Origin of the sequence: Zafaria cholistanensis, assembly GCF_008580665.1 — a bacterium.
GTDB lineage: Bacteria > Actinomycetota > Actinomycetes > Actinomycetales > Micrococcaceae > Zafaria > Zafaria cholistanensis.
In genome coordinates, this window is record NZ_BKDJ01000012.1 from 68818 (window position 1) to 94124 (window position 25307).

Annotated in this window: 27 protein-coding genes; 17 read left to right on the forward strand and 10 right to left on the reverse strand. The window is 71.0% G+C overall.

Annotated features, from left to right (window positions below; translation table 11 throughout):
* Positions 1-209: 209 nt before the first annotated feature.
* On the reverse strand, positions 210-434 hold the full coding sequence (locus NCCP_RS11390) for a heavy-metal-associated domain-containing protein (protein WP_149957413.1): 225 nt from the start codon (positions 432-434) through the stop codon (positions 210-212).
* Positions 435-553: 119 nt separating this feature from the next.
* Positions 554-970 carry a metal-sensitive transcriptional regulator gene (locus NCCP_RS11395; RefSeq protein ID WP_149957414.1) on the reverse strand — a complete coding sequence of 139 codons (417 nt, stop codon included), beginning with the start codon at positions 968-970 and terminating at the stop codon, positions 554-556.
* Positions 971-1078: 108 nt separating this feature from the next.
* On the opposite strand from NCCP_RS11395, the gene NCCP_RS11400 reads away from it, so the two are divergent.
* Together NCCP_RS11400 and NCCP_RS11405 are read left to right on the forward strand one after the other, a co-directional pair.
* Positions 1079-2224: a lipid II:glycine glycyltransferase FemX gene (locus NCCP_RS11400; protein WP_149957415.1), complete on the forward strand. Its 1146-nt coding sequence runs from the start codon at positions 1079-1081 to the stop codon at positions 2222-2224.
* Positions 2225-2292: 68 nt separating this feature from the next.
* Complete coding sequence (locus tag NCCP_RS11405) at positions 2293-2472, forward strand: hypothetical protein (RefSeq protein ID WP_149957416.1); 180 nt, start codon at positions 2293-2295, stop codon at positions 2470-2472.
* A 1-nt stretch (position 2473) separates the two neighbouring features.
* Here the strand turns inward: NCCP_RS11405 and NCCP_RS11410 are convergent, their stop codons facing one another.
* On the reverse strand, positions 2474-2914 hold the full coding sequence (locus NCCP_RS11410) for a VOC family protein (protein ID WP_149957417.1): 441 nt from the start codon (positions 2912-2914) through the stop codon (positions 2474-2476).
* Between the two features lie 256 nt (positions 2915-3170).
* Here NCCP_RS11410 and NCCP_RS11415 point away from each other — a divergent pair, with 256 nt between their 5' ends.
* Positions 3171-3836, forward strand: a complete 666-nt coding sequence (locus NCCP_RS11415; RefSeq protein WP_149957418.1) for a trimeric intracellular cation channel family protein — start codon at positions 3171-3173, stop codon at positions 3834-3836.
* A 71-nt stretch (positions 3837-3907) separates the two neighbouring features.
* Here the strand turns inward: NCCP_RS11415 and NCCP_RS11420 are convergent, their stop codons facing one another.
* On the reverse strand, positions 3908-4537 hold the full coding sequence (locus NCCP_RS11420; RefSeq protein WP_149957419.1) for a gluconokinase: 630 nt from the start codon (positions 4535-4537) through the stop codon (positions 3908-3910).
* Between the two features lie 357 nt (positions 4538-4894).
* Between NCCP_RS11420 and NCCP_RS11425 the strand changes: the two genes are divergently transcribed.
* The 7 genes from NCCP_RS11425 (at position 4895) to NCCP_RS11455 (ending at position 10962) form a co-directional block, all read left to right on the forward strand.
* Complete coding sequence (locus NCCP_RS11425) at positions 4895-5194, forward strand: hypothetical protein (RefSeq protein ID WP_149957420.1); 300 nt, start codon at positions 4895-4897, stop codon at positions 5192-5194.
* 21 nt (positions 5195-5215) lie between these two features.
* Complete coding sequence (locus tag NCCP_RS11430) at positions 5216-5713, forward strand: SRPBCC family protein (RefSeq protein ID WP_149957421.1); 498 nt, start codon at positions 5216-5218, stop codon at positions 5711-5713.
* A gap of 22 nt (positions 5714-5735) precedes the next feature.
* Positions 5736-6023, forward strand: a complete 288-nt coding sequence (locus NCCP_RS11435; protein ID WP_149957422.1) for a hypothetical protein — start codon at positions 5736-5738, stop codon at positions 6021-6023.
* 476 nt (positions 6024-6499) lie between these two features.
* Complete coding sequence (gene rlmN / locus NCCP_RS11440; protein WP_225873803.1) at positions 6500-7882, forward strand: dual-specificity RNA methyltransferase RlmN; 1383 nt, start codon at positions 6500-6502, stop codon at positions 7880-7882.
* 44 nt (positions 7883-7926) lie between these two features.
* Positions 7927-8712, forward strand: a complete 786-nt coding sequence (locus NCCP_RS11445) for an oxygenase MpaB family protein (protein WP_149957423.1) — start codon at positions 7927-7929, stop codon at positions 8710-8712.
* Between the two features lie 84 nt (positions 8713-8796).
* Positions 8797-10008: an aminotransferase class I/II-fold pyridoxal phosphate-dependent enzyme gene (locus tag NCCP_RS11450; protein WP_149957424.1), complete on the forward strand. Its 1212-nt coding sequence runs from the start codon at positions 8797-8799 to the stop codon at positions 10006-10008.
* Positions 10009-10071: 63 nt separating this feature from the next.
* On the forward strand, positions 10072-10962 hold the full coding sequence (locus NCCP_RS11455) for a Cof-type HAD-IIB family hydrolase (protein WP_149957425.1): 891 nt from the start codon (positions 10072-10074) through the stop codon (positions 10960-10962).
* A 107-nt stretch (positions 10963-11069) separates the two neighbouring features.
* Here NCCP_RS11455 and NCCP_RS11460 read toward each other — a convergent pair whose 3' ends face one another.
* From NCCP_RS11460 to NCCP_RS11470, 3 genes are all read right to left on the reverse strand, one after another.
* Positions 11070-12011 (reverse strand): DMT family transporter, encoded by a 942-nt coding sequence (locus NCCP_RS11460; protein ID WP_149957426.1) that lies wholly within the window; start codon positions 12009-12011, stop codon positions 11070-11072.
* Positions 12008-12589 (reverse strand): TetR/AcrR family transcriptional regulator, encoded by a 582-nt coding sequence (locus tag NCCP_RS11465; protein WP_149957427.1) that lies wholly within the window; start codon positions 12587-12589, stop codon positions 12008-12010. The genes NCCP_RS11460 and NCCP_RS11465 overlap by 4 nt, the downstream gene beginning before the upstream one ends.
* 107 nt (positions 12590-12696) lie before the next feature.
* On the reverse strand, positions 12697-13146 hold the full coding sequence (locus NCCP_RS11470) for an acyl-CoA thioesterase (protein WP_149957428.1): 450 nt from the start codon (positions 13144-13146) through the stop codon (positions 12697-12699).
* Positions 13147-13376: 230 nt separating this feature from the next.
* On the opposite strand from NCCP_RS11470, the gene NCCP_RS11475 reads away from it, so the two are divergent.
* Together NCCP_RS11475 and NCCP_RS11480 are read left to right on the forward strand one after the other, a co-directional pair.
* On the forward strand, positions 13377-13892 hold the full coding sequence (locus NCCP_RS11475) for an SRPBCC family protein (protein ID WP_149957429.1): 516 nt from the start codon (positions 13377-13379) through the stop codon (positions 13890-13892).
* A 23-nt stretch (positions 13893-13915) separates the two neighbouring features.
* Positions 13916-16207, forward strand: coding sequence for an FdhF/YdeP family oxidoreductase (locus NCCP_RS11480; RefSeq protein ID WP_149957430.1), 2292 nt, complete (start codon positions 13916-13918; stop codon positions 16205-16207).
* A 126-nt stretch (positions 16208-16333) separates the two neighbouring features.
* On the opposite strand, the gene NCCP_RS11485 is transcribed toward NCCP_RS11480, so the two are convergent.
* Entirely contained in the window at positions 16334-16822 is a 489-nt protein-coding gene (locus NCCP_RS11485; RefSeq protein ID WP_149957431.1) for a GNAT family N-acetyltransferase, read from the reverse strand.
* A 193-nt stretch (positions 16823-17015) separates the two neighbouring features.
* Positions 17016-17474 carry an Lrp/AsnC family transcriptional regulator gene (locus NCCP_RS11490; protein ID WP_149957432.1) on the reverse strand — a complete coding sequence of 153 codons (459 nt, stop codon included), beginning with the start codon at positions 17472-17474 and terminating at the stop codon, positions 17016-17018.
* Between the two features lie 211 nt (positions 17475-17685).
* Between NCCP_RS11490 and pdhA the strand changes: the two genes are divergently transcribed.
* The 3 genes from pdhA to NCCP_RS11505 are packed head-to-tail and all read left to right on the forward strand — an operon-like array spanning position 17686 to position 21616.
* The gene (gene pdhA, locus NCCP_RS11495) at positions 17686-18885 is read left to right on the forward strand and encodes a pyruvate dehydrogenase (acetyl-transferring) E1 component subunit alpha (protein ID WP_149957433.1); all 1200 of its coding nucleotides are present in this window, start codon (positions 17686-17688) and stop codon (positions 18883-18885) included.
* Complete coding sequence (locus NCCP_RS11500) at positions 18882-20030, forward strand: alpha-ketoacid dehydrogenase subunit beta (RefSeq protein ID WP_149957434.1); 1149 nt, start codon at positions 18882-18884, stop codon at positions 20028-20030. The genes pdhA and NCCP_RS11500 overlap by 4 nt, the downstream gene beginning before the upstream one ends.
* Positions 20031-20032: 2 nt before the next feature.
* Positions 20033-21616, forward strand: a complete 1584-nt coding sequence (locus NCCP_RS11505; protein ID WP_149957435.1) for a dihydrolipoamide acetyltransferase family protein — start codon at positions 20033-20035, stop codon at positions 21614-21616.
* Between the two features lie 99 nt (positions 21617-21715).
* Here the strand turns inward: NCCP_RS11505 and purB are convergent, their stop codons facing one another.
* Positions 21716-23125, reverse strand: coding sequence for an adenylosuccinate lyase (purB, locus tag NCCP_RS11510; protein WP_149957436.1), 1410 nt, complete (start codon positions 23123-23125; stop codon positions 21716-21718).
* 270 nt (positions 23126-23395) lie between these two features.
* Here purB and NCCP_RS11515 point away from each other — a divergent pair, with 270 nt between their 5' ends.
* Both NCCP_RS11515 and NCCP_RS11520 read left to right on the forward strand, forming a co-directional pair.
* On the forward strand, positions 23396-23704 hold the full coding sequence (locus NCCP_RS11515) for a hypothetical protein (RefSeq protein ID WP_149957437.1): 309 nt from the start codon (positions 23396-23398) through the stop codon (positions 23702-23704).
* Between the two features lie 2 nt (positions 23705-23706).
* Positions 23707-25110, forward strand: a complete 1404-nt coding sequence (locus tag NCCP_RS11520; RefSeq protein ID WP_149957438.1) for a hypothetical protein — start codon at positions 23707-23709, stop codon at positions 25108-25110.
* Positions 25111-25307 lie beyond the last annotated feature (197 nt).

A 25307-nucleotide genomic window follows, 5' to 3' on the forward strand; every position in this document is an offset into this window, starting at 1 on the left:
GCCGGGGCCAGTCCCTGCGGGGCGCTGCGGGGCGGCGACCTTTTGCGGAGCAACCGCTTTCCGCAAGGGCTGCCCGGGCGCGCACATCTGCCCCGGGCAGCCCGGTTCAGGCAGCTTGGGGTCGGGCGTCCGCGCAGGGGCGCACCGTGGGGGACCGGCTGTGGAAGACCGGCTGTGGAGGCGGGCCGTGCGGATCGGCCCGTGCGGGGTCAGGCGTTGTTGCCGACCACCGTGTAGCCGGCCTCGGCGACCGCTTCGCTGATCGTGGCCTCGTCGATGGGGTGCGTGGAGGTGACGGTGGCAGTGGAGATGCCTCCCTTGACCAGTTCCACGGCGACGCCCTGGACGCCGTCCAGGGCCTCAATCTCCTCCGTCACCGCATTCACGCAGTGGCCGCAGGTCATGCCGTCGATGCTGACGGTGGTGGTGTTCACGTTGTCCTCCTGGATTGGAATGGTCCGGAATGGTGCCGGAATGAAGGGTGGGGTGGAGCGCCGGCCGAAAGCTGGCCGGGTCCCCGCCGCGGGCGGTCCCGCTCCCCGGGGCGTGACGGTCAGCGCAACAGCCGCCCGATGGCGGCGGTGGCCTCCTGGACCTTGTCGGTAACCAGCTGCGGGTCACCACTTTCCTGGGCGTCGCGGGCGGCGCCCACGACGCAGTGGCCGATGTGGTCCTCGACGAGCCCCAGGCTGACCTTGTGCAGGGCGGCGTTGACCGCTGAGATCTGCGTCAGGATATCGATGCAGTACTTCTCCTGGTCCACCATGCGCGCAATGCCGCGGACCTGGCCCTCGATGCGGCTGAGCCGCTTCAGCAGGGCATCCTTGTCCGCAGTGTAGGCGTGGTCCCGATGCTCATCGACCAGCGTGCCGGCGTCGGAGGCCCCGCGGCCCGGGCCGGGTGCGGCATTGCCCCCGTGCATGTGGTCTCGGGGCGCGTGGTTTCGGGTGGTGTCGGCGGGGTTTCCCATACCGTTCATGATACCCCTATGGGGTATTACGTCAAGTACCCCCAAGGGGTATAAGCCCGGCGCGGGGGCCGCCCGTCGCGGCAGTCCCGACCGCGTAAGCTTGCAGGCGTGCCAGCCAACCAGCTCTCCGTTCGACCGATCGCCCCCGCCGAGCACGCAGCCTTCCTTGCGGGCCGGCCCGATGCCAGCTTCCTGCAACTGCCGGCCTGGGCCGCCGTAAAGAAGGAATGGCGCCCCGAGTACCTGGGCTGGTACGACGGCGGGGCGCTGGTGGGGACGGCGCAGGTGCTGCATCGGCCGGCGCCCGTTATCAAGCGCACGCTCGCCTACATTCCGGAAGGGCCGGTCCTGGACTGGGGGTCCCGCGACGCGCAGGAGTACCTGGCCCCAATGCTGGCCCACTTCCGCCGCACCGGAGTGTTCCTGGTCCGCATGGGGGCGCCGCTGGTGCGCCACGCCTGGTCCGCCGCGTCCGTGCGCAAGGCCCTCTCCGCCGGCGACGCCGGGCTGGTCACCACGCTCCAGCCCAAGTCCACCGACGCGGTCGCCGAATCCGTCGCGGACCGGCTGGCCGTCTTGGGATGGACCAAACCGGAGGTCAGCGAGGACTTTGCCGCCGGCCAGCCCGAGTTCCAGGCACGCCTCCCCTTGGTGGACGCCGCCGGGCAGCCGCTGGACCTGGAGGGGGTGCTGGCGCAGATGAACCAGAACGCGCGCCGCGAAACGCGCAAGGCCGCCGCGGGGCCGCTGCAGGTCCAGGCCGGCGGGGCCGGGGACATCGGGCGCTTCCATGCGCTGTACCGGGAAACCGCCGAGCGCGACGGCTTTACCGGACGGCCGGCGTCGTACTTCACCACCATGGCCACCGCGCTGAACGCGCACGCCCCCGGAGCCTTTACCCTCTACCTGGCCTCCCACGAGGGGCGGGACCTGGCCGCGGCGATCCGCGTGCGCAGCGGCCGCAACGCCTGGTACGTCTACGGCGCCTCCTCGGCGGCCGAACGCAAGCTGTTCGCCCCCAAGGCCCTCATGCACCGGATGATCGAGGACTCGCTGGCTGAAGGCTGCGTCTTCCTGGACCAGGGCGGCGTCTCCGCGACCCTGTCCAAGGACCACCACCTGGCCGGCCTGACGCTGTTCAAGACCACGCTGGGCTGCGATGTGGTGCAAACCCTGGGCGAGTGGGACTACCCGCTCAACCGGCCGCTGGCCGCCGCGTTCGACTTTTACATGAAGCGCCGCAACCGCCACTAGCGGGCGGGGTTCCAAGCTCCGGGGGCCCGGCGTAGAGTGGCGCTACCGTTTCGACCCGGGAGGGAACCATGGGCGAGTACCGCCTGTATGCGGAAAGCGAGAAGTCCACCTACCGCGCACCCTCGTGCTCGCTCTGCGGCCAGCACAGGCACGTGCGGTGGGAGAAGAAGACGGGCGAGGGCGCCAGCGGCTGGATCCCGCGCGACGCCGGCTGCTCGAATGAGGCCTGCGCGGACTACCGCGCCTGACCTACTCCCCGGATTCCCCCGTGGGCACCTTTGCGTCCCCGTCCGGGGAGCCCATCCAGACCAGTTCCCATACATGCCCGTCAGGGTCGGCCACGGCCGAGGCGTACATTCCCGGCATTACTTCCTCCGGCGCGCGGTACACCGTGCCGCCGCCGGCCTCTGCCTGCCGGGTAAGCCCGTCGACCTCGGCGACGGAGGCGCAACTGATGGTGTTCAGCGTCTCGCGCACGCCCTGCCCGTACCCCGGGGCGTCGTCGTTGCGCAGGAAGGTCCTGTAGAACCCGTCGGCCAGGGACATGACCCAAATGTCTGGGGCGATCCGCCATGCGGTCGCGTTCCTGCCGGAGAAGTCGGTGTTCTTCTCGAAACCCAACGCCGCATAGAACCTGTCCGCTGCGGAAAGGTCTTGGGTGGGGAGGTTGACGAAGATCATGCGGCCCATCGGTGCCGCTCCTTTCGCTGGGTGGGGCGGGTCCGGCCCGCAGCCCCTCCACTCTGGCACCGGACACGGGCGCTGCCAAGCCCGGGGACCCGCGCGGTACAGGGGTGTGGTTGTGCCGCGCGGGCCGTCCGCGCCCGCGGCATAGACTGTGACGGACCGGGCGCCCACCACCCGAAAGGCTGGCCTTGTTCCATTCCTTCGCTGCCCGCCGGAGCGTTTTCGGCCCGGCGCCGCGCACCTGTCCGGGGCACGGCCAATGACTGGCCTGCTGCCGGGAATCCTGACCGGGCTGGACCTGACGGGGGTCTTCTTCTTCGCGGTGTCCGGCTGCCTGCTCGCCGCCCGCCGCGGCTTCGACATCGTGGGCTCGGTCCTGCTCGGTTCCCTCGCCGGGCTGGGCGGAGGCATCGTGCGTGACCTGATCCTGGACCAGGGGATTCCGAACGCGTTCGCCGAACCGGTGTATTTGGTTCCGCCGCTCCTGGCCGCCGGCCTGGTCCACTTCCACGTGGTGCGGGTGGAACGGCACCGGCGCTCGCTGCTGGCGTTCGACGCCGCGGGGCTGGCGCTGTTCTGCGTCACCGGCACGTCCACGGCGCTTGAGGCGGGCATGGGGCCGGTTCCCGCCACGCTGTTGGGCGTGGCCACGGCCGTGGGGGGCGGGGTGCTGCGCGATGTCGTGGCCAATGAGGTGCCCCAGCTGTTCAATCCGCGCGGCGTCTATGCCGTGCCGGCGCTGCTCGGTGCCGGGACCACGACGCTGCTGCGTGAGGCCGGCTGGCTCAGCATCCCGTCCGGGGCGGCGGTGGCCGTCGCGGTTTTCGCGCTGCGGCTGCTCTCCCTGCGCTTCGGGTGGCGCGTGCCGCTGGCTGCCCGCCGGCCCCGTGACTGGCCGCCGGGGACAGGCCCGGGCAGGCGCTAGGGGCGGATCCCTTGAGCTTCCGCCCGGCGGCAACGCGTCCCGGGACCGCACATCAGTCCCGCAACCGCGAATCAGTTCCGGGCGTGCGGCCCGGTCCGGGGGAAGCGGGGCTGCAGGCCCAGCGCTGCCAGGGCGCGGTCTGCAAGATCCTGCGGGGTGGTGTTGTTGGGCAGCGTGATGCCGTCCTCGTCCGCATCCAGCGGTTCCAGCGCCTGCAGCTGGCTGGGCAGCAGTGCCGGGGGCATGAAATGCCCGCTCCGGCGCTCGACCCGCCGGGCGATAGTGGACGGGTCGCCGGTGACGTGGATGAACCGCACCACACCCTCCGCCTGCCGGAGCAGGTCCCGGTACCTTCGCCTCAGGGCCGAACACGTGACGACCGTGCCGGTTTCCGGCGCGGAGTGCCCGCTCATCCAGTCGCGAATGGCGGACAGCCACATCCACCGGTCCGCGTCGTCCAAGGGCCTGCCGGAGGCCATCTTGGCAATGTTGGCTTGGGGGTGGAAATCATCAGCTTCGGCGGTAACCCAGCCCAGGCGCTCGCCGAGCAGCGTGGCCAGCGTCGTCTTGCCGGAGCCCGAAACGCCCATCACCACCAGATGGGTGGCCCCTTGGGGGTGGCGCCGGATGGAGGGTGCGGGCTGCTTCTGCGGTGCGGAAGGGTGCGGTGGAGGAAGATGTGGTGGGGGCAGGGTTGCCATGGGTTGCTCCCTGGGGACGGCGGCGGCGCCGGGGGAACGACGCGCAAAGGCAAACGCCTTCGGCGCAAACAATACCGCTGCGCAGGACTTTTGCGGCGCACTTCTGCAGGGCACCTTTGCGGGCCTCCCGGTAAGGGACTTTTCCACCCGAAGCCGCGCGGCGGGAGGGGGTTTGAAGGTGCCGGGCCCGGGGCGGAAGGTTCCCCGGGCAGGCCCGGGGCCGCCCCGTCCCGAACAACCGGCCCTGTCCAAGACTGTGCGCGGAGACACTTTCGTGTTTCGCCTCCAAGGGGCATGCTGGGGGCATGGGACATGCGCAGAACCCCCGAGTGCGCCTCCCCAAGGAGCGAGGCTGACATGGAAGCACAGGACCGTGGAGTGTGGCCGGAGGACTTTGGTGCCTCGACATCGACAAGCCGGATGCGGGACGTGGCCCGCCGCCGCCGCGAGGCCGAGGAAAAGCTCGCCCACCATCTCTTCGCCACCGAGCCGCAGTTGCGGCCCGCCATCCTCCTGGGGGAGGAGGCCACCACGCCGGCGGCCCTGCCGGGCACGGCGTCGACGGTGCCTGCGGAGCGGCACCTCTACGGGACCCGTGCCCCTGCCGCGCCCGAGGAGCCAAAGGCCGCGGCTGAACCAGCCGGGACCCCCGAGTGACCAGGCAGTGAGGAGAACGGGATGGCACACATAGAGGAAACCATCGAGGTCGGCGTCGTCCCCGAGGTGGCCTACGAGCACTGGACGCGCTACGACGCCTTCCCGGAGTTCTTGGAGGGGGTTGTCAGCGTCACCCGCGTGGACGACTCCACCACCCACTGGGTGGTGGAGTCGCACGGGGAACAGCGCGAGTTCGACACCCACGTCATTGAGCGGCGCCCCGGCGAACTGATCCACTGGCGCAGCGACGGGGCCTTGGGCGGCGAGGGAACCATGCTCTTCGAGCCCGTGCAGAGCCGCTCCTCTGCGTTCCGCAAGGTCCTCCACGGCGCCACCGGGGAGCAGGACGAGGTGGACCCTGCCGAGACGCACACCCGCATCACGGTGCGTATGGCGTGGGAGGACAAAACCGCGGCCGAACGCTTCGGGGCCACCTTCGGCACCGATTCCCGCAAGCTCAAGAAGGATTTGCGCAACTTCCGCAAGTACATCGAGAAGCGCCGCGCGGACGCGGCCTAGGATCGCACAAAGGAGACACACCATGGAGGACAACCCCCAGGGCCGCGCCAGCGACTCCTTCAACCACCCGGCGCACAGCGGCAATACGCGCGCGATGCCCCGCAGAGGCCTGGTCCTTTCCCTGACCGGACTGGTGCTCATGCTCCTGTTCGGGGCTTTTATCTACAGCCAATTCGCGCTGGGCCTCGATACGGCCACCCCCATGTGGCTTGGTGTCGGCCTGGGGGCCATCATGTTTGTCTACGGGCTGTTCCGCTGGTTCCGCGGCCCCTCCTCGCTGGATCATCCGCACGGGGGAACCAACGCCTGACCGGCCATGCTGCGCCAGCGGCGGCGCCGCCTTCCCTGCGGAAGGCGGCGCCGCCGTCGTTCACCGCCCGCCGGCGCGAAGGGCGGGGAAGGCGCCCTGCCGCCTTCCCGCGCCCCGTACGGCTATGGCGTCCGGGCGGGTTTTGCCAATTCCGGTTGACGGGGGTGGTTTCCGCTCCGGCTCTCCCGCGCGGAACGAGCGAAGGCCCCAGCTCGGGGGGAAGCTGGGGCCTTCTTCATCACTCGCACCTTTTCAGGTGCTTCCAACACTAGGAAGCCAGCCTGCAAAGTCCCTGTGTGCCACGTGGGAATTGCCCCGGGCCCGGGCTCCTGCGGGACCGAGTTCCTGGAGCCCCGGGGCGGGCGGGGAGCCTGGTTTCCTTGAGGGAGGCCGGATCCGGCCTTCCACCCGCAGGGTCCCGGGGACGTGGCCGGGGCCACGGCGCGGCACTGGACAGGCATGGGACAATGGAGAGGATGACTTCCCCCAAAAACACCCCCGCTGCCGTTGACGCTGCCCCCGACGCTGCCCGCGCCCCGGAGCACCACCGCACCCGTACCTCGGAGGCGGTGGCAGCCCGCGCTGACCGGGCGGCCAAGCACCACGACTCCGAGGTCCACCATGCGGAGGCCGCAAAGGCCAAGCGCATTTCCGAGCTGCGTGCCCGCAAGGAGGGCCGCGCCCAGGTCCGCCCGACCGCCGAGGGCTGGAAGCAGGCCATGGGCCCGGACGGCCGCCCGCAGCTCCAGTTCGCCCAGCGTCCGCGCGTCTCCCAGCCGCCGGTGCACCTGGCGGATCTCTCCCTGAAGGAGCGCCAGGACAAGCTCAAGGAACTGGGCCTGCCGGCCTTTCGGGCCAAGCAGCTCTCCGTCCACTACTTCCAGCACTACACCACCGACCCCGAGCGCATGAGCGACCTGCCCAAGGCCGGGCGGGCGGAGCTGGCGGTGGCGATGTTCCCCACGCTGCTTACCGAGGTCAAGCGGCTGACCACGGACAAGGGCGACACCATCAAGTTCCTGTGGCGGCTCTTCGACGGTTCGCTCGTCGAGTCGGTGCTGATGCGCTACCCCGGCCGCATCACGCTGTGCGTGTCCAGCCAGTGCGGCTGCGGCATGAACTGCCCGTTCTGTGCCACCGGCCAGGCCGGTCTGACCCGCAACATGTCCACCGCGGAGATCCTGGACCAGATTGTCCAGGCCAACCGCGTCATCGCCGAGGGCGGCCTCGGTGGCAAGCGCCGCGACGGCGGGCACGACGCCGAACGCGTCACCAACATCGTCTTCATGGGCATGGGCGAACCGCTCGCCAACTACAAGCGCGTCATGGCCGCCGTGCACCGCATGGTCGACGAGGCCCCCGAGGGGCTGGGCATGAGCGCGCGCGGGATCACCGTCTCCACCGTGGGTCTGGTCCCGGCGATCAACAAGCTCGCCGACGAAGACGTCCCGTTCACGTTCGCGCTGAGCCTGCACGCCCCGGACGACGAGCTGCGCGACGAGCTCATCCCGGTGAATTCGCGCTGGAAGGTCGATGAGGCGCTGGACGCCGCCTACGGCTACTACAAGCGCACCGGACGCCGCGTCTCCATCGAATATGCGCTGATCAAGGACATGAACGACCACGGCTGGCGGGCCGACCTGCTGGCGCGCAAGCTTAATGCCCGCGGCCGGGGCTGGGTACACGTGAACCCGATCCCGCTGAACCCGACTCCGGGCTCCATCTGGACCGCCTCCGAGCCCGACGTCACGCGCGAGTTCATTGACAGGCTCGAGTCCGCCGGCGTCCCCACCACCCTGCGGGATACCCGCGGCAAGGAGATCGACGGCGCCTGCGGCCAGCTCGCCGCGGCCGAGTAGGCCTGTTCCGGGTGCGACGCCGGCGCGCAGGTTCCGCGGCTGGAGTGCCGGCGAGCCGCAGGGTCCGCGGGATCGCGGACATCGCGGCCGAATCGGTCACGCTGCTGGGCGCGGGCCGGGCCATCCTGCTGCAGCTGGCGCATCCGGCGGTGGGCCACGGGGTGGCCCGGCACAGCAGCTTTGCCCGGGACCCCATGAAGCGCCTGCACGGTACCCTGCGGTACATCTATTCGCTCACCGCCGGCACTCCGGAGCAGGCGGCGGCGGCGGTGGCGCGGGTGAACGCGGTGCATGCGGGGGTGCGCGGTCCCGCGGCCGACGACGGCAGCCACCCCGCCTACGACGCCCGCGACCCGGAGCTGCAGCTGTGGGTCGCGGCCACGCTGCACGACTCGGCGGCGCGGGTCCACGAAGCCGTGTTCCCGGGGGTTCCGCCGGAGGTTGCCGAGGAGGTGTACCGCGGATACGCGGTGCTCGGCACGGCGCTGCAGCTGCCGGAGGGGATGTGGCCGGCGACGCGCGCGGACTTCGCCCAATACTGGGAGCGGGAGGTGGCCCGGCTGCGGGTGGACGCGACCACCCGCTCGGTGGCGCAGGAGGTCCTGCGCTCGCGCAGGGTCTCCTGGTTCCTTCGTCCGGCCATGCCGCTGGTGCGTTTGGTGACCACCGGGCTGCTGCCGGACCAGTTGCGTGAGCCGTTCGGGCTGCCCTGGTCCCAGCGCCGCGAGCGGGTCTTCCACGCGGTGATGTGGACCGTTGCGGCTGTCTACCCGCGGCTGCCCCGGGCCCTCCGGCACGCGCCGATGCGGTACTACCTGCGCGCCGGGTAGGCCCGCGCCGGTCCGTCGCCCGTCCCGCCCTGTCCCCGCCCCGCCCTGTCCCCGTCCCGCCTTTCCCCGTCCCAGGAGCTTCCCATGGCCAAGCCGCTCACCGTCGCCGACCGGGCCAAGGTGCCTCCCTTCCAGGTCATGGACATCCTGGCCCGCGTGGGGGAGCTGCGCGCGGCCGGCCGCGACGTGGTTTCGCTGTGTGCCGGCGAACCCAGCGGCGGGGCGCCCTCCGGGGTGTCCGCCGCCGCTGCCCGGCTCCACGCCGCGCGCAGCCCGCTGACCTACACGCCCGCGCTGGGGACCGCCGAGCTGCGCGCCGCGATCGCCGGGCACTACCGCCGCTGGTACGGGATCGAGGTGCCCGCCGCAAACGTCGCGGTGACGGGCGGGGCCTCCGGGGCGTTCGTGCTCCTCTTCCTGTCCGCCTTCAACCCCGGCGACCGGGTGGCGCTGGCCCGCCCCGGCTACCCCGCCTACCGGAACATCCTGCGCGCGCTCGGGATCGAGGCCGTGGAGATTGACTGCGGCCCCGCCACCCGCTACCAGCCCACGCCGGACCTGCTCGACGCCGCCGAGCGGGAGCACGGGCCGCTGTCCGGACTCGTCCTGGCCTCCCCGGCCAACCCGACCGGCACCATGGTCACCCGGACGGAGCTGTCTGCCCTTGCCGACTGGTGCGCGGAGCATGGGGCCCGCCTGGTCAGCGATGAGATCTACCACGGCATCACATACCCCGAGCCGGGGGCGGCGGACCCCGCCGGGGTATGCGCATGGGAATTGGACCGCAACACCGTGGTGGTCTCCTCCTTCTCCAAGTACTGGGGGATGACGGGGTGGCGGCTGGGGTGGGCGCTGGTGCCGGACGACCTGCTGGCCGCGGTGGATGCACTGGCCGGGAACGTCGCCCTGTGCCCCCCGGCACCGGCGCAGTTCGCCGCGACCGAAGCGTTCAGCGAGCAGTCCTACGCGGAAGCGGAACAGGCCGTGGCCGGCTTCGCGGACGCCCGAGTGGCGCTGCTGGACGCGCTGCCACGTTTGGGTTGGGGCGACGCAGCACCGGCCGACGGCGCGTTCTACCTCTACGCGGACCTGGGACCGGCACTGGAGGGGTTCGCCGATTCGACCGTGTATTGCGCCGCGCTGCTGGAGTCCGCGGGCGTGGCGCTGGTGCCGGGCGCCGACTTCGACGCCGCGGGAGGCCGGCGTACGGTGCGGCTGTCCCTGGCCGCCGGGCGCGCGGCGGTGGAGGAGGCGGTGGAGCGGATCGTGCGGTTCCAGGCGGCGCGGCGCGGGTAGGGGATGCGTCGGCGGCTCGGCCGGGTGAGGCGGCGCGGCCGAACCTCGCGTAGCATCGCTGCAATGACTTGCCCTGCCCCCCTCCCTTCAGGCGAACCGGTGCCGGCGGCCCCGTGGCGGGAACTGCCGGACGGGCCGCACGACATCCGCCTGGTCGTCGCCGACCTGGACGGCACGCTGCTCAATGAGCACGGCGCGGTTCCGTCGGCGTTCTGGCCGGTCCTGGACTGGATGCGCGGCCGCGGAATCACGTTCGTCCCTGCCAGCGGCCGCCAGTACGCGGCCCTGCACCGGATCTTCCACGGCCTCGACGACGGGCTGTCCTACGTCGCCGAGAACGGCAACCTCGTGGTCCACCAGGGGCGCCCCGTCGCCATCCACGGCATCGGCCTCGAAACCTCGCGCCGCGTCATCGGGATGGTCCGCCAGGCCGCCGGTGGCGGCGGCGGGGGCGGCGGCAGGAACCTCGGGCTCGTGGTCTGCGGCCTGGACAGCGCCTACGTGGAACGGGACGATCCGGCGTTCCTGGCGGAGGCCCGCAAGTACTACGTCCGGCTGGAGGTCGTGGCGGACCTGTCCCTGGTCAGCGACCGCGTCCTGAAGCTCGCGGTCTTCGATTTCGACGGCGCCCAGGACCTCGCCGGGGGGCCCCTCGCGGCGCTGGGCGGGACGCACCAGGTGGTCGTGTCGGGGCGGCACTGGGTGGACGTCATGGCCGCCGGCGTGGACAAGGGAGGAGCGGTGCGGCAGTTGCAGCAGGCCGTCGGCGCCACGCCCGCCCAGACGGTGGCCTTCGGCGACTACCCCAACGACCTCCAGATGCTGGAGGCCGCCCACTGGTCCTTCGCCATGGCCAACGCCCACCCCGACGTCGCCGCCCGCGCGCGCTGGCTCGCCCCGTCCAACACCGACGACGGCGTGGTCGCCGTCCTCCGGCGCCTGTTCGCCCTCTGACGACAGCCTCCGGGGGGCGCAGGACCCCTGCCCGGACGCCCGGGCGGGGGCCCAGGGCGGGGAAGCACCCGCCCTGGGCCCCCGTTTCCTCAGCCGTTCCCGTGTCCTCAGCCGGCGGCCGGAACGCGTGGGGAGGGCGGTGCCAGGGAGGCGGGCGCGGCGCTGTTGGCGGGGGCGATGGCAAGGACGGCCAGGACAAGGGCAATAACCGCCAGGCCCGTCCAGCCAATGGAGGTGAGGCGTTCCCCGACGACGAGGACGGCGAGGACCGTGGCGATCGCGGGCTCGGCGAGGGTGACGGTCGTGGCCGTGCTGGCCGGAACCCGGGCCAGGCCGAAACCGAAGAGCAGGTAGCCGAGGAACATCGGCACCAGGGCCATGTACGCCGCCACGGCGAAGGCCCCTGACGAGGCAAGCAGGGGCCCTCCGGTGGCCAGGAGTACCGGGAGGAGCAGCGCGCCGCCGGCGCCGAAGACGGATCCCATCGACGCGGCACGGCCAAGCCCCTGCCCCATCAGCCGATGTGCGACCCAGGAGTAGGTCGCGTAGGTCCCGCCCGCGACGAGTCCGAGCGCCATGCCCGCCGGCGTCGAGGCGGCCGCCTCCGCGGGGCCGGCCAGCCTGGACAGGCACAGCAGTACGCTGCCGATGATCCCCAGGGCTGCGGCGAGCATCCACCAGCGGCTCAGCGGGCGCCGCTGGACGAGGCGTTCCAGCAGGCCGGACGCCAAGGGGGCGGAAGCCAGGGAAACCACCGAGCCGACGGCGACCCCGGCCAGGTGCATGGAGCTGTAGAACGCGAGCGGATAGACCGCCACGGCGGCCGCGCCGAGCAGGACCAGGCGCAGGTTGGCCCGCAGGCCAGGCCAGGCTGAACGCAGCGCCGGCACGGCGATCAGGGCCTGCAGGAGCCCCCCGATGCCGAGCGCCGAGGCGCCGATGGCCAGGGGGCCGGCGCCGGGTGCGAAGGTGGCCGCGGTTCCGGTGGTGCCCCACAACACTGACGTGGCGGTGATGGCACCGAGGCCGGCCAGCCGACTGCGGCTCACAGAGCGTCCATCAGCGCCGACGCGAGCCGGCGCGCGTGGGTGAGCCGCTCCGGACCGCCCTCCAGCCCCGCACGCGCCATCGCCCCCTCAAGCAGGAAGGCGCAATGCTCCGCGGCACTGGCGGCCGGGCCGGACGAGGTGATCCCGGACAGGTGGTCCGCCAGGATCGATTCCACCTGTTCCTTGTGGCGGCGGACCGCCTCGCGTCCCGCCGAGCCGGCCGGGAGTTCGGCGGCGGCGTTGAGCAGGCCGCAGCCGCGGAACCCGTGGACGTATCCGGCCTCCGCGTGGTCAATGTACGCGTCGAACACCGCCAGTACCCCCTCGCGCGGGGTCGCCGCGGCCCCGGCGCGCGCCCGGTAAAGGTCCAGCCATTCCGCGTGGCGGGCCTCGAGGTAGGCGAGCATCAATTCCTCCTTGGAGGAAAAGTTATTGTAGAGGCTTTTCTTTGCCACGCCGGCCTCGGCGGTGATCGAATCGATCCCGGTCCCCACCATCCCGTGGGCGTAGAACAGCCTCGCTGCGGCGTCGAGCAGGCGCTCGCGCGCCGATCCCGGGCGCTCTTGGGTGGATGCCATCAATTCTCCTTGGGCAGGTAGGCCAGTCTACCTACCCAAGGAGCGGCCGGGAACCGCATCCGCCGACGGGAGCGCGGGAACGCGGGAAGGCCGGGACGCCCGGGTACCTACGCCATTCCCGGGGCGCTGTCCTGGATGCGGTGCAGGTGCTCGCGCGGTACCCGGTCGCGGTCGTAGGTGATCTCCGTGTAGCCGTGCGGGGCCGGGAGCCCGTCCTCGCCCAAATTGACGAAGACGATCTTTTCGATGGTCAGGATCGACTGGCGCGTGAACATGTTGCGCACCTCCGCACGCATGGTCAGCGAGGTCCGGCCGAACGCCGTGGCGGTCAGGCCCATTTCGACCAGGTCGCCCTGCTGCGCCGAGGACACGAAATTGATCTCCGACATGTACTTGGTGACCGCGTTGCCGTTGCCGAGCTGGACGATCGCGTAGATCGCCGCCTCCTCGTCAATCCAGCGCAGCAGCGAGCCGCCAAAGAGCGTCCCGTTGGCGTTCAGGTCCTCCGGGCGGACCCACTTGCGGGTGTGGAAGGTGATGTCGTTGTCGCGTGCCATGTACCGAACAATAGCGGCCTGGAAGGCCGGGGCCCGGATGCGCGCAGGGCCCGCCGGGAGTGGCCGGTCCATGCGCCGCCTCTTGACTGGGCAAACCAGCCGGACATACTTGGGGCCATGGTGCTGAGTGGGCCGAAAAGGAAATCCGCCCGTTGGAGAACGGGTTCGCCACGCCCGGGAGGGGCCGCCCGACCGGGCGCCGGAGCCCGGGGCCTCGAGCGGGGAAGCCGATGAACACTGTTGAAGAGACGATTGACGTCGCGGTGCCGGTGCACACCGCCTACAACCAGTGGACACAGTTCGAGAGCTTTCCGCGGTTCATGGCCCTGGTGAAGGATGTGGAGCAGCTCCGCCCCAACCTCCTGCGGTGGGTGGTGGGGCGTGGCCCGCTGCGGCACGAGTTCGATGTGGAGATTGTGGAACAGGTTCCCGATTCCCATGTGGCGTGGCGAAGCCTCGACCGGCGTTTCATGCACCAGGGAAAGGTGCTGTTCCGTGCAGCGGCCCCGGAGCGCACCACGGTTGTTGCGCGCCTGGATGTCAGCCCCGCCGGAATGGGCCTCCTCGCCCACCTGCCGGGGCTTGCCCCGCGCGTTGTCCACGCCGAACTCGTCCATTTCAAAGAGTTCATCGAGAGCGTGGGCCAGGAGGGCGGATCCTGGCGCGGCACGATCCGCAACGGCCACGTCTACCCCGTGGGGCCGGAACCGGCCAGAAGCCGGGTCCCGCGCTGGCCCGTCGGATAAACCTGAAGCGAGGGACCTGCCCAATGAGACCTTCACACGAACAGCCGGACGAACGCCCCACCGTCACCAAGCCCAAAGAATGGGCCGCGGGGCTGCCCGGGGTAGCCCATGCCCTGGAATACTCCCTGGGGCAGACCTCGGTGCCGCGGACGGCAACGACGCTGCTGGCCATCAACCAGCCGGACGGCATCGACTGCCCAGGCTGCGCCTGGGCGGATCCGACTCCCGGACACCGGCACCGGAACGAATACTGCGAGAACGGCGCCAAGCACATCAACGACGAGGCCACTTCGCGGCGCATCACCTCCGACTTCTTTCGCCAATATTCGGTCACCGACCTGAACCGGCAGTCCGACCTGTGGCTTAACCAACAGGGGCGGCTCACCGAGCCGATGGTCAAACGGCCCGATTCGGACCACTATGAGCCCATCAGCTGGCCCGAGGCCCTGGGGCTGCTGGCCGGGGAGCTGAAGGCGCTGGACTCGCCCGACGAGGCCGCCTTCTACACCTCGGGGCGGGTCAGCAACGAGGCCGCGTTCGTCCTGCAGCTCTTCGCCCGGGCCTTCGGCACCAACAACCTTCCCGACTGCAGCAACCTGTGCCATGAATCCAGTGGCTTCGCCCTGTCCGAGACCCTGGGCACCGGCAAGGGAACGGTGAGCCTGGAAGACATCCACCACGCCGACCTGATTTTCCTGGTGGGGCAAAACCCCGGATCCAACCACCCCCGCCAGCTCTCCGCGCTGGAGGAGGCGAAGAACAACGGTGCCCGCATCATCGCCGTGAACCCGTTGCCCGAGGCCGGGCTGCTGCGGTTTAAAAACCCGCAAAAGCCCCGCGGGATCGCCGGCCGCGGCGTCCGGATCGCCGACCGGTTCCTCCAGATCCGCAGCGGTGGCGACCTTGCACTGTTTCAGGGCCTGAACCGGCTCCTGCTGGAGGCCGAAGACGCCCGGCCGGGCACCGTGCTCGACCACGACTTCATCCGCTCCAACACAAGCGGCTTCGAGGAGTTCTCCCAACATGCCCGGACGATCGCCTGGGAGGACATCCTGGCCGCGACCGGGCTGACCCGCACGGAAATCGAACAGGCCGGGGACGACGTCCTGCGCAGTGAACGCGTCATCGTCTGCTGGGCCATGGGAGTGACCCAACACCGGCACGCGGTCCCCACCGTCCGGGAGATCGTGAACTTCCTGCTGCTGCGCGGAAACCTCGGCAAGCCCGGAGCCGGGGCCTGCCCGGTGCGCGGACACAGCAACGTCCAGGGCGACCGCACGATGGGGATCTGGGAACGGATGCCGGACAATTTCCTTGACTCGCTGCAGGAGGAGTTCGGTTTCGAACCGCCCCGCGCCCACGGGGTCGATGCGGTGAACGCGATCAGGGGCATGCGCGACGGACACATCAAGGTCTTCGTCGGTGTGGCGGGCAACTTCGTCCGTGCCGCTCCGGACAGCGATGCCACCGAGGATGCCATTCGGCGGTGCAGCCTCACCGCGCATATCTCCACCAAGCTCAACAGGTCCCATACGGTGTGCGGCCGAACCGCGCTTATCCTGCCGGCCCTGGGCCGCACGGAGCGGGACATCCAGGCCACCGGCGAGCAGTTCGTCACCGTGGAGGACTCCATGAGCGAGGTGCACACCTCCCAAGGACGCCTGGAGCCGGCCTCCAGGACCCTGCTCAGCGAGGTCGCCATCCTTTGCCGCCTGGCGCGCCTGACCCTCGACGGCAAGGCAAATATCCCCTGGGACCAGTTCGAAGGCGACTACGGGCTCATCCGTGACCGGATCTCCAGGGTCATCGCGGGTTTCCAGCACTTTAACCGCCGGGTGGTCCGCCCCGGCGGCATCAGGCTGCCCAACCCGGTCAACGAGGGGGTCTTTCCCACTCCCGCGGGCAAGGCGCTGTTTACCCGCAACGCCTGGCAGATGCCGGAGGTGCCCGAAGGGCACCTGGTGCTGCAGACGCTGCGCTCCCATGACCAGTGGAACACGATCCCCTACACCGACAACGACCGCTATCGGGGCATCCATGGCGGCCGCAGGGTGGTCCTGGTGAACCCCGCGGACCTCGCCCGGCTTGCGCTGGAAGAGGGGCAGCTGGTGGACCTGGTGGGTGTGTGGGGCGACGGCGTCGAACGCCGCGCGGAGGGTTTCCGCACGGTTCCCTATCCGACGGCGGTGGGCTGTGCCGCCGCGTACTACCCGGAAACCAATGTCCTGCTGCCGTTGGACAGCGTGGCCGAGACCAGCAACCAGCCCACCGCCAAGGGCATCGTGGTCCGGCTGGAGCCCGCCGCCGGTGAGTGAGGACCGCCCCGCCCGTGGGGGGAGGAAGCCGGGCGGGGATTCCGGGCGAAGGATCCCGGGACGGCGCCAGCCTCCTGGCCATACGCCCGGCCCATCGGCCTCGCTGTATGCCTGCCGCGGGCATACCTAGCCCACGGGCACGGTGCGCCGCAGCACCTTGGCGTAGCAGCGCGAGTCGGCGTTCCCGGCATAGGGGCCGAAGCCCGGGATTACCGAATAGCCGCCGCGTTCGTAGAACCGGCGGCCGTTGTGCTGGAACGATCCCGCCTCCGCCCGCAGTTCCAGGTAGCCCTCCCGCGCCGCCCGGGCTTCCAAGGCGTTCAGGATCTCGAAGGACACCCCGGAACCGCGGGCGTAGGGAACCACGTAGACCCGCTTGATTTCGGCCGTGTGCCCGTCCAGCCGGCGCAGTCCGCCGCAGCCGAGGGGTTCGCCCGAGCTGCGCTTGTAGGCGACCAGGAAAAGCGGCATGTCATCGGCCGACGGCGGCGGGCCGGGTTCGTGCAGCGGGTCCCCGGCGAGGACGGTCAATTCGCGCTGCTGCGCCTCGCGCAGGGCTGCCCCCACGGGATTGGACCAGTCGACCTCCGCGAAAGTCAGCCATTGGGTGTGCATTCCGCCTCCTCATCCACCGGCAGTCCGGTGCCGCGCTTTGGCCCCGCCGTCGGGGTACCCACCACACTAGGAGGCAGCCGTTTCGCCGGCGTTTCGGCCGTGTGAGCAGCGCCGCAACAGCGTGTTGCCGTGCACGTCCCCGCCCACCGTCCCCCGTCCATGTCTACGTGCAGGGGCCCGGCCGGTCCCGGGCCTATCCCGGCAGGCGCGTGTCCAGGTCTTCGAAAATCAGGAAGGTCTGGGTGTCCAAAACCCCGGGCATCGACTGCAGGTGGTCGAAGATGACCCGGCGCAGGTCCACGTTGTCGCGCGCGCGGACCAGCAGGATGACGTCGAAGTTGCCCCCCACGAGTCCGATGTGCTGGACCTCCGGGATGGACGCTAGACGCTCGCGCAGTTCGCGCCACGAGTGCTGGCGCAGCTTCAGCGTCACGTACGCGGAGGCGTTCAGGCCCGACTTCACCGGATCGACGATGGCCGAATAGCGCAGGATGACTCCCTCCTGCTCCAGGCGGCGGATGCGGGAGTAGGCATGGGCCCGGGAGATGTGGGTCCGCTGGGCCAGCAGGGTGATGGACTGCCGGGCATCCCGGGTCAGCTCGGCGATGATGCGGCGGTCGATCTCGTCCAGCGGCGTGCGTGATGGTTCCATGGGGTCTTTCAGTGGGTGTGACGGGTGGCACTTCCGGGCCCCCTTTTATGATGTTTTGTCCACCAAAATAACCCGACCGTAACCAATCTTCCACGTTTTGCGCCGCGTCTGGATACGATCCGCCCTCCTTCCCATACTGGAGTCCAACACGCTGTCCGCCGTGGTGTGCGACACACCGCCGGCGGCGCATCCATCGACAGGGAGGCACGCCATGACCCAAGCCGCATCAAGTGCCGGGCCGGTGCGCCCGGGCATCCCGGCCGCCCGGCCGGACGCCGCTGCCCAGGCCTTCGGGATCACCCCCGAGGATTACATGCTCCCCACGCGCGGACAGATCCAGATCATCGATGAGCAGGGGCGCGTGCGGCCGGTCGCGGAACAGGGCACGGCCCCGGGCCACGAGTACCCGCTGCCGGAGGGGCCCGAACTGCTGGCCGCCTACGAACGCCTGGTGGTCGGACGCCGCGTCAACGACCAGAACTCAGCCCTGGTGCGGCAGGGCCGCATGGCCGTCTACCCCTCCAGCCACGGCCAGGAGGCCTGCCAGGTCGCCGCCGCGCTGTGCCTGCGCGAGGACGACTGGCTCTTCCCCACCTACCGCGACTCGGTGGCCGTGATGACCAAGGGCGTGGACCCGGTGGAGGCCATGACCATCTTCCGTGGCGACTGGCACGGGGGCTACGACCCCACCAGGCACAAGGTCGGCATCCAGTGCACCCCGCTGACCACCCAGTTGCTGCACGCCGTCGGGGTGGCCCATGCCGCCAAGCTGCGCGGGGAGGACACCGTGGTGCTGGCCATGTGCGGGGACGGAGCCACCAGCGAGGGCGACTTCCACGAGGCCCTGAACTTCGCCGCCGTGTTCCAGCTGCCCGTGGTGTTCTTCGTGCAGAACAACGGGTACGCCATCTCCGTCCCGCTGTCGGCCCAGTCCGCCGCTCCGTCGCTGGCCCACAAGGCCGTGGGATACGGCATGGCCGGCGAGCGCGTGGACGGCAACGACCTGGTGGCCCTGCTGGCGGTCCTGGACCGCGGCGTGGAGCTGGCCCGCAACGGCTCGGGCCCGCTGCTGGTGGAGGCGCACACGTACCGCATCCAGGCCCACACCAACGCGGACGACGCCACCCGCTACCGCGAGGACGCCGAGGTCCAGGCGTGGCTGGCCAAGGATCCGGTGACCCGGATGCGTGCCTACCTGCGCGAGGGCGGGCTGCTGGATGACGCGGCGGAGGAACGCATCGCCGCGGCTGCCGAGGCAACCGCCGCCACCCTGCGCGCGGGGATGAATGCCGAGGCCACGATCGACCCGCAGGACCTGTTCCGCTACGTCTACACCACCCCCACGCCGCAGCTGGTGGAGCAGTCCGTCCGGCTTGCCGACGAACTCTCCCGCGAGGAGGACACCAAGTGAGCCAGACCGCCACCCCCGAATCGACCACCACCAATGTCCCCGCCGCCGCGGCCGCCGCCCGCCAGGCCTCCAGCCGCGCGGGCAGCGCCGGCATCCCGGCGGTCCGGCCCGAACCTGCGGCCACCTCCGCGTCCAAGCCCGATCTGGGCCCGGTAACGTTTGCGAAGGCGCTGAACACGGCCCTGGCCGATGCGCTGGAAGCGGACCCCGCCGTCGTTATGTTCGGCGAGGACATCGGCACCCTGGGCGGGGTCTTCCGCATCACCGACGGGCTGACCGCCCGGTTCGGGCGCAGCCGCTGCTTCGACACCCCGCTGGCCGAATCCGGAATCGTGGGCATGGCGGTGGGCATGGCCATGAACGGGATGCGCCCGGTAATCGAGATGCAGTTCGACGCGTTCGCCTACCCGGCGTTCGAGCAGATCGCCTCCCACGTGGCCAAGATGCACAACCGCAGCCGGGGCAGGCTGAAAATGCCCATGGTCATCCGCATCCCGTACGCGGGCGGCATTGGCGGGGTGGAGCACCACTGTGACTCCTCCGAGTCCTACTACGCCCACACCCCGGGGCTGAAGGTCTTCGTCCCGGCCACGGTCGCCGACGGCTACCGGATGCTGCGCGAGGCGATCGACTCGGACGACCCGGTCATGTTCATGGAGCCCAAGAAGCTCTACTTCTCCAAGGAGAAGGTGGACCTGGAGGCGCTGCGCGCCGAGTACGAGGCGGGGACCTCCCGCACCGAAGGCCGCGCGGTCGTGGCCCGCGCGGGCACCGACGCCACGCTCATCGCCTACGGGCCCTCCGTGCCCGTGGCGCTGGCGGCGGCCGAGGCCGCCGCGGCCGAGGGCCGCTCGATCGAAGTCGTGGACGTGCGCACGATCGTCCCGTTCGACGACGAGACGGTCTGTGCCTCGGTCCGCAAGACCGGACGCGCCGTGGTGGTCGCCGAGACCCCCGGCTTCGCCTCTGTGGCCTCGGAGATCGTCGCCAGGGTCCAGGAGCGTTGCTTCCATTCGCTGGCCGCGCCCGTGCTGCGGGTGACCGGCTTCGACGTGCCGTTCCCGGCCCCCAAGCTTGAGCACTATTTCCTGCCGAGCGTCGACCGCATCCTCGACGCCGTCGACGACCTGCAGTGGGAGGACTAACCATGGCCGTGAAGACATTTATGCTTCCAGACCTGGGGGAAGGGCTGACCGAAGCGGAGCTGGTGGCCTGGCTGGTGAAGGTCGGCGACCCGGTGGCCGTGGACCAGCCGATCGCCGAGGTGGAAACCGCCAAGTCCATGGTGGAGGTGCCCAGCCCCTACGCCGGGGTGGTGCATCAGCTGCACGGGGCCGCGGGGGAGACAATCGATGTGGGCAAGCCGCTGATCTCGGTGGCCGAGGGCCCCGGGAGCGAAGGCACCGGGAACGAAGGCACCGGGAACGAAGGTTCCGGGGGTGGAGGTTCCGCCGAGGGGACCGGCGCTGCCGCCGCGGCCGGCGGCCCGTTGGACGGATCCTCCGGCGGCCAGACGTATGCGGAAGAGGAACTGGCCGGGGCCCGCCCGGAGGCCGCCGCCGTCGAATCCGAAGGCTCGGGCAACGTGCTGATCGGCTACGGCACCTCCGGCGGCCATGCCGGCGGACGGACCCGGCGCCCGCGAAGCCCGCGTGGCGCTTCCGGCCCCGGCAGGGCCGGCCCTGCCGGTTCCGGCGCTGCGTCCGGCCTCAGCGCTGCTCCCGGTCCCGGCGAACGGGGGTCCCTCGCGGACTCCGCGGCCCCCGCCCAGGGCACCGGCGGCGCGATCACCCTGGAACGCGGCGTCGCCGCCCCGCTGGTGGTCTCCCCGATCGTACGCAAGCTCGCCCGCGACCACGCGGTGGACGTCGCTGCCCTGCGCGGCAGCGGCCCCGACGGGCTGGTGCTGCGGGCTGACGTCGAGGCGGCGATTTTCGCTGCCGCACCAGCGGAATCCCATCCGGAAGCCGGCGGCGCGGCGGAGGAGGCCACCGGCAGCCCCGCGTCCGACGCACTCACCGGCCTGCCGCTGGCGGCCCGGACGCCCGTCAAGGGCGTGCGCAAGGCCATTGCCCAAGCCATGACCCGCTCCCGCGCGGAGATCCCGGAGGCCACCGTCTGGGTAGACGTGGACGCGACCGCGCTGCTGGAGCTGCGCGCGGGGCTGAAGGCCGCAGACCCTGCGAACACCCCGGGCCTGCTGGCCTTGATCGCCCGGTTCACGCTGGCCGGCCTGGCCCGGTACCCGGAACTGAACACGCGGATCGAAACGGCCGCGGACGGCAGCCAGGAGATCGTCTCCTTCGACGGCGTGAACCTCGGTTTTGCCGCGCAGACGGACCGCGGCCTGGTGGTCCCCTGCGTCCGGGGGGCACACCGGCTCAGCGCGCGCGGGCTGGACGCCGAAATCGGGCGGCTCACCGCCCTTGCCCGGGATGGCGCGGCAGCGCCCAAGGACCTGTCCGGCAGCACGTTCACGCTGAACAACTACGGGGTCTTCGGGGTGGACGGATCGGCGGCGATCATCAACTACCCCGAGGCCGCCATCCTCGGCGTGGGGCGGATCATCGAACGCCCGTGGGTGGTGAACGGGCAGCTGGCGGTGCGGAAGGTCACCGAACTGACCCTCACGTTCGACCACCGTGTCTGCGACGGCGGCACGGCCGCCGGGTTCCTGAGGTACGTGGCGGACGCGATCCAAAACCCTGCCACGGTCCTCGCCGACCTCTAGCCCCACGGCAACGGCCCGCACCCCTTGGGGGGTGCGGGCCGTTGCCGTGCAGTGCTGCGGCATCCGGACGCGCGGAAGCCGCGCCCGGACGCTGTGCCGCTACTTCTTCAGGTGGTCCACCAGCACCGGGGCGATGCCGGTGTAGGAGCCCGGGGTCAGCGCCAGCAGGCGCGCCTCGGCCTCGGCGGACAGGCCCAGCCCGGAGACGAACTCCTTCATGCGCTCGGCGTCCACGCGCTGCCCGCGGGTGAGGTCCTTCAGGCGCTCGTACGGGTTCTCCATGCCTGCCACGCCGGCGACGGCCTCGGCGCGCATGACCATCTGGATGGCTTCGCCGAGCACCTCCCAGTTGTGGTCCAGGTCCTCGGCGAGAACGCCCTCGGCCACGTCCAGGCGCTCCAGGCCCTTGGCGACGTTGGAGACCGCCAGCAGGGAGTGGCCGAATGCGGTGCCGATGTTGCGCTGGGAGGAGGAGTCGGTGAGGTCGCGCTGCCAGCGGGAGGTCACCAGGGTCGCGCCCAAGGTGTCCAGCAGGCCGTTGGAGATCTCCAGGTTGGCTTCGGCGTTCTCGAAGCGGATCGGGTTGACCTTGTGCGGCATCGTGGAGGAGCCGGTGGCGCCGGCGACCGGGATCTGCGCGAAGTAGCCGATCGAGATGTAGCTCCATACGTCGGTGCAGAAGTTGTGCAGGATGCGGTTGAAGCGCGCGATGTCCGCGTACAGCTCCGCCTGCCAGTCGTGGGATTCGATCTGGGTGGTCAGCGGGTTCCAGGTCAGGCCCAGGCCCTCGACAAAGGTGCGGGAGACCTCCTGCCAGTCGGCGCCCGGGACGGACGCGTAGTGCGCGGCGTAGGTGCCGGTGGCGCCGTTGATCTTGCCGAGGAACTCGGTCCTGGCGATGCGGTCCAGCTGGCGGGTCAGGCGCCAGGCGGTGACCGCGAGCTCCTTGCCCAGCGTGGTGGGGGTGGCCGGCTGGCCGTGGGTGCGGGAGAGCATCGGGATCCCGCGGGTCTGCTCGGCCATCTCCGTGATCTGGGCGACCAGCGCGCGGGCGGCCGGCAGCCAGACGTTTTCGACGGCGCCCTTGATGCCCACGGCGTAGGAGAGGTTGTTGATGTCCTCGGAGGTGCAGCCGAAGTGCACCATCGCGGTCAGGTGCTCGATGCCGATCCCGGCCAGGCGGCGGCCGATGTAGTACTCGACGGCCTTGACGTCGTGGACGGTCACGGCCTCGATCTCCGCGAGCTCGGCGACGGAGGAAGCATCGAAGGAGGTGACGATCGCGCGCAGGGCTGCCTGCTGCTCGGCGGTGAGCGGGCCGGCACCCGGGAGCACGGACTTGCCGGTGAGGTGGATCAGCCACTCGACCTCGACGTGGACGCGGTCGCGGTTCAGTGCGGCCTCGGAGAGGTAGTCCACCAGCGGTGCGACGGCGGCCCGGTAGCGGCCGTCCAAGGCACCAAGGGCAAGGGGTTCGGAAGCAAGGGAAATGCGCGCGGTTTCAGCCATGGTCCCCATTCTTTCACGACCGCCGGGCGCGCGGATGCGGCCGCATTCTCCTCCACAGGCCCGCCCGGGCGGCACGTGCTCCCCAAGGCCGGCGCCGGCGGACCCGCACCTGCGGCGGCGTCCCTAGCGTGGGAAGCCGGAAAGGGAGGGCGGATGGACGGGACCGTGGTGGGCGGGACGGCATTGGGCACGGCGGCATTGGGCACAACGGCATTCGGCGCGAGGGGATGGGAGGGCACGGCGGGGGCGGAAAGCTTCGCCCGGCAGGTATTGGCTGAAATCGCCGGTAGGGCGGCCGCGGCGGCGGCGCTTGTCGAGGAGGGGGCGCGGGACCTGGCATCGCTGGAGGCCCTCGGGTGGGAATCCCCGGCCGGACAGGCGTTCCGGGACCGCGCCGAGTGGCTGCGGGCCCAAGTCCACGCGCTTGGGTTGCTCATTGAACAGACCGGAGCTTCGGCCCGGCATGCGGCGGCGGTGTTTGAGGTCCCGCCCGGGGTGTCCCCGGAGGCTGGACAGGCAATGTGGGGGGCGTTGCAGGGGCTGGCGTCAGCGGGCCTGCCGCTGATGGCCGGAGGCTGAGGGTGGGGGCGGAGCGGGGCGGAATCGGCAGCGTCGACTTCGCCTTGGAGGAGATCGAGCGGGCCGGGGCAGTCCTGGCCCGGGTGGCCGGACGCCTTGCCGAGGCCGAGCACCAGCTGGCGGGAGAGTGGTGGGAGCGGGCCGGCAGCCTGCTGGCGCTGCCGGGGAACCCGGCCCTGCTGCCGGTGGAGGCCCAGCGGCAGCAGGCGCTGGCGATGGCCGCCCTGTGCCGGGCGGAGCTGGGACTGGTCTCTATGGCCGTGGGGCACAGCCGGCAGGTCTACGAGGCGGCGGAGGCCTCGGTGCAGCGGGCGGTCAACGACGCCCGGGCCCTGGTGCTTCCCTATCTGCTGGCCCGCGACCTCGCAACGAACGGGCTGCGTCCACGCACTGCCACCACGGAGGAACTGATCAACCGCTCGCCGGTGATCGTGGGGGAACTGGCCGGGTTCCTGTTCCCCTGGCTGCGTCCGGTGGCCTCCCAGGCCTGGATGCTGCAGGACCGGGCCCATGGCGGCCTCTTCGACACCACCGTCGCCGAGCGCCTCTACCCGGCCCTGGCCAGGACGGGCGAGGGGTTGCAGTGGGTGCGGGTGGGGCCGGTGGAGGTCGTCGCCGCCGAGCCTGCCGTGGAGGAGCCGTTCGACGGCAGCCTCGGGGCGCTGCTGGGACTCCAGGCCCGGGCCGAGGCCGGGGTGGCCGGTCCCGGGTCACTGCTGGTCACCACGGTGCGGACCGATGCCGGCCCGGTGCACGTCGTCACCTTTCCGGGCACCCAGGCGGAGGAGGGCACCGGAACCGGCGGAGCGGGGATGAACCCGTGGGATGCCGGCGGGGTGGCCGAAGCGCTGGGGCTGGGGAGCCAGCACGTTGCCGCCGCGACGCTGGAGGCCTTGGAGGCGGTGGGGGCGCGGCCGGGGGAGGCGCTGGTTCTGGCCGGATACAGCCAGGGCGGCGTGCATGCGGCCAACGTGGCCGTCGACCCCCGCGTCCTGGCTGCCTACCGGGTGGAGCACGTGGTCACCACCGGATCCCCGGTGGGCAACGTGCCGCTGCCGGAGACGGTCCGCGGCCTGCACCTGGAACACGTGGACGACCCGGTGCCCGGGGCGGACGGGATTCCCAACCCTGATACGCGCAACCAGGTCACCGTATATCTGGACGGCTACGCCCCAGGCAGCGCGCGGAACGCCGGAGCCTTCGGCGCGGCCCACAGGCTGGAAAACTACGCCTACCTGTCGGCCGGGACTGCCGGGACTGCCGGGCCTGCGGCGGCCGAGGGCCACGCGGCGCTTGCCGCCGTTTTTGCGGGCGCGGCAAGCGCGCGGGTTGCCACGGTGTCCCTGCGCCGCGCGGGGCCGGGAAAGCAGGACCGGGCGGAAACGGCCGCCCCTGTTCGGCGGTGAAGCGGGGCGGCGAAACCCGGAGATGACGGTGGCCTGCCACCGTTGTGCTTCCCGGATCGGGGTTCGGGTTGCCGGGGTTCGGGTTGCCGGGTTCAGGTGGCCGGGATCAGGCTGGCGGCTTCCTGGCGGGTGTCGCCGGAGGACTCGATGTGGGCCAGGGCCTCGGGGATGGGCAGGCCCTTGTGGCGCATCGCGCC

Coding starts and splice junctions, on each gene's coding strand:
- NCCP_RS11505 (WP_149957435.1), top strand. CDS start 20,033: ATGGCCGTGAAGACATTTATGCTTCCAGACCTGGGGGAAGGGCTGACC.
- NCCP_RS11405 (WP_149957416.1), top strand. CDS start 2,293: ATGGGCGAGTACCGCCTGTATGCGGAAAGCGAGAAGTCCACCTACCGC.
- purB (WP_149957436.1), bottom strand. CDS start 23,125: ATGGCTGAAACCGCGCGCATTTCCCTTGCTTCCGAACCCCTTGCCCTT.
- NCCP_RS11485 (WP_149957431.1), bottom strand. CDS start 16,822: ATGCACACCCAATGGCTGACTTTCGCGGAGGTCGACTGGTCCAATCCC.
- NCCP_RS11430 (WP_149957421.1), top strand. CDS start 5,216: ATGGCACACATAGAGGAAACCATCGAGGTCGGCGTCGTCCCCGAGGTG.
- rlmN (WP_225873803.1), top strand. CDS start 6,500: ATGACTTCCCCCAAAAACACCCCCGCTGCCGTTGACGCTGCCCCCGAC.
- NCCP_RS11470 (WP_149957428.1), bottom strand. CDS start 13,146: ATGGCACGCGACAACGACATCACCTTCCACACCCGCAAGTGGGTCCGC.
- NCCP_RS11450 (WP_149957424.1), top strand. CDS start 8,797: ATGGCCAAGCCGCTCACCGTCGCCGACCGGGCCAAGGTGCCTCCCTTC.
- NCCP_RS11420 (WP_149957419.1), bottom strand. CDS start 4,537: ATGGCAACCCTGCCCCCACCACATCTTCCTCCACCGCACCCTTCCGCA.
- NCCP_RS11425 (WP_149957420.1), top strand. CDS start 4,895: ATGGAAGCACAGGACCGTGGAGTGTGGCCGGAGGACTTTGGTGCCTCG.
- NCCP_RS11410 (WP_149957417.1), bottom strand. CDS start 2,914: ATGGGCCGCATGATCTTCGTCAACCTCCCCACCCAAGACCTTTCCGCA.
- NCCP_RS11480 (WP_149957430.1), top strand. CDS start 13,916: ATGAGACCTTCACACGAACAGCCGGACGAACGCCCCACCGTCACCAAG.
- NCCP_RS11415 (WP_149957418.1), top strand. CDS start 3,171: ATGACTGGCCTGCTGCCGGGAATCCTGACCGGGCTGGACCTGACGGGG.
- NCCP_RS11490 (WP_149957432.1), bottom strand. CDS start 17,474: ATGGAACCATCACGCACGCCGCTGGACGAGATCGACCGCCGCATCATC.
- NCCP_RS11465 (WP_149957427.1), bottom strand. CDS start 12,589: ATGGCATCCACCCAAGAGCGCCCGGGATCGGCGCGCGAGCGCCTGCTC.
- NCCP_RS11455 (WP_149957425.1), top strand. CDS start 10,072: ATGACTTGCCCTGCCCCCCTCCCTTCAGGCGAACCGGTGCCGGCGGCC.
- NCCP_RS11395 (WP_149957414.1), bottom strand. CDS start 970: ATGGGAAACCCCGCCGACACCACCCGAAACCACGCGCCCCGAGACCAC.
- NCCP_RS11435 (WP_149957422.1), top strand. CDS start 5,736: ATGGAGGACAACCCCCAGGGCCGCGCCAGCGACTCCTTCAACCACCCG.
- pdhA (WP_149957433.1), top strand. CDS start 17,686: ATGACCCAAGCCGCATCAAGTGCCGGGCCGGTGCGCCCGGGCATCCCG.
- NCCP_RS11475 (WP_149957429.1), top strand. CDS start 13,377: ATGAACACTGTTGAAGAGACGATTGACGTCGCGGTGCCGGTGCACACC.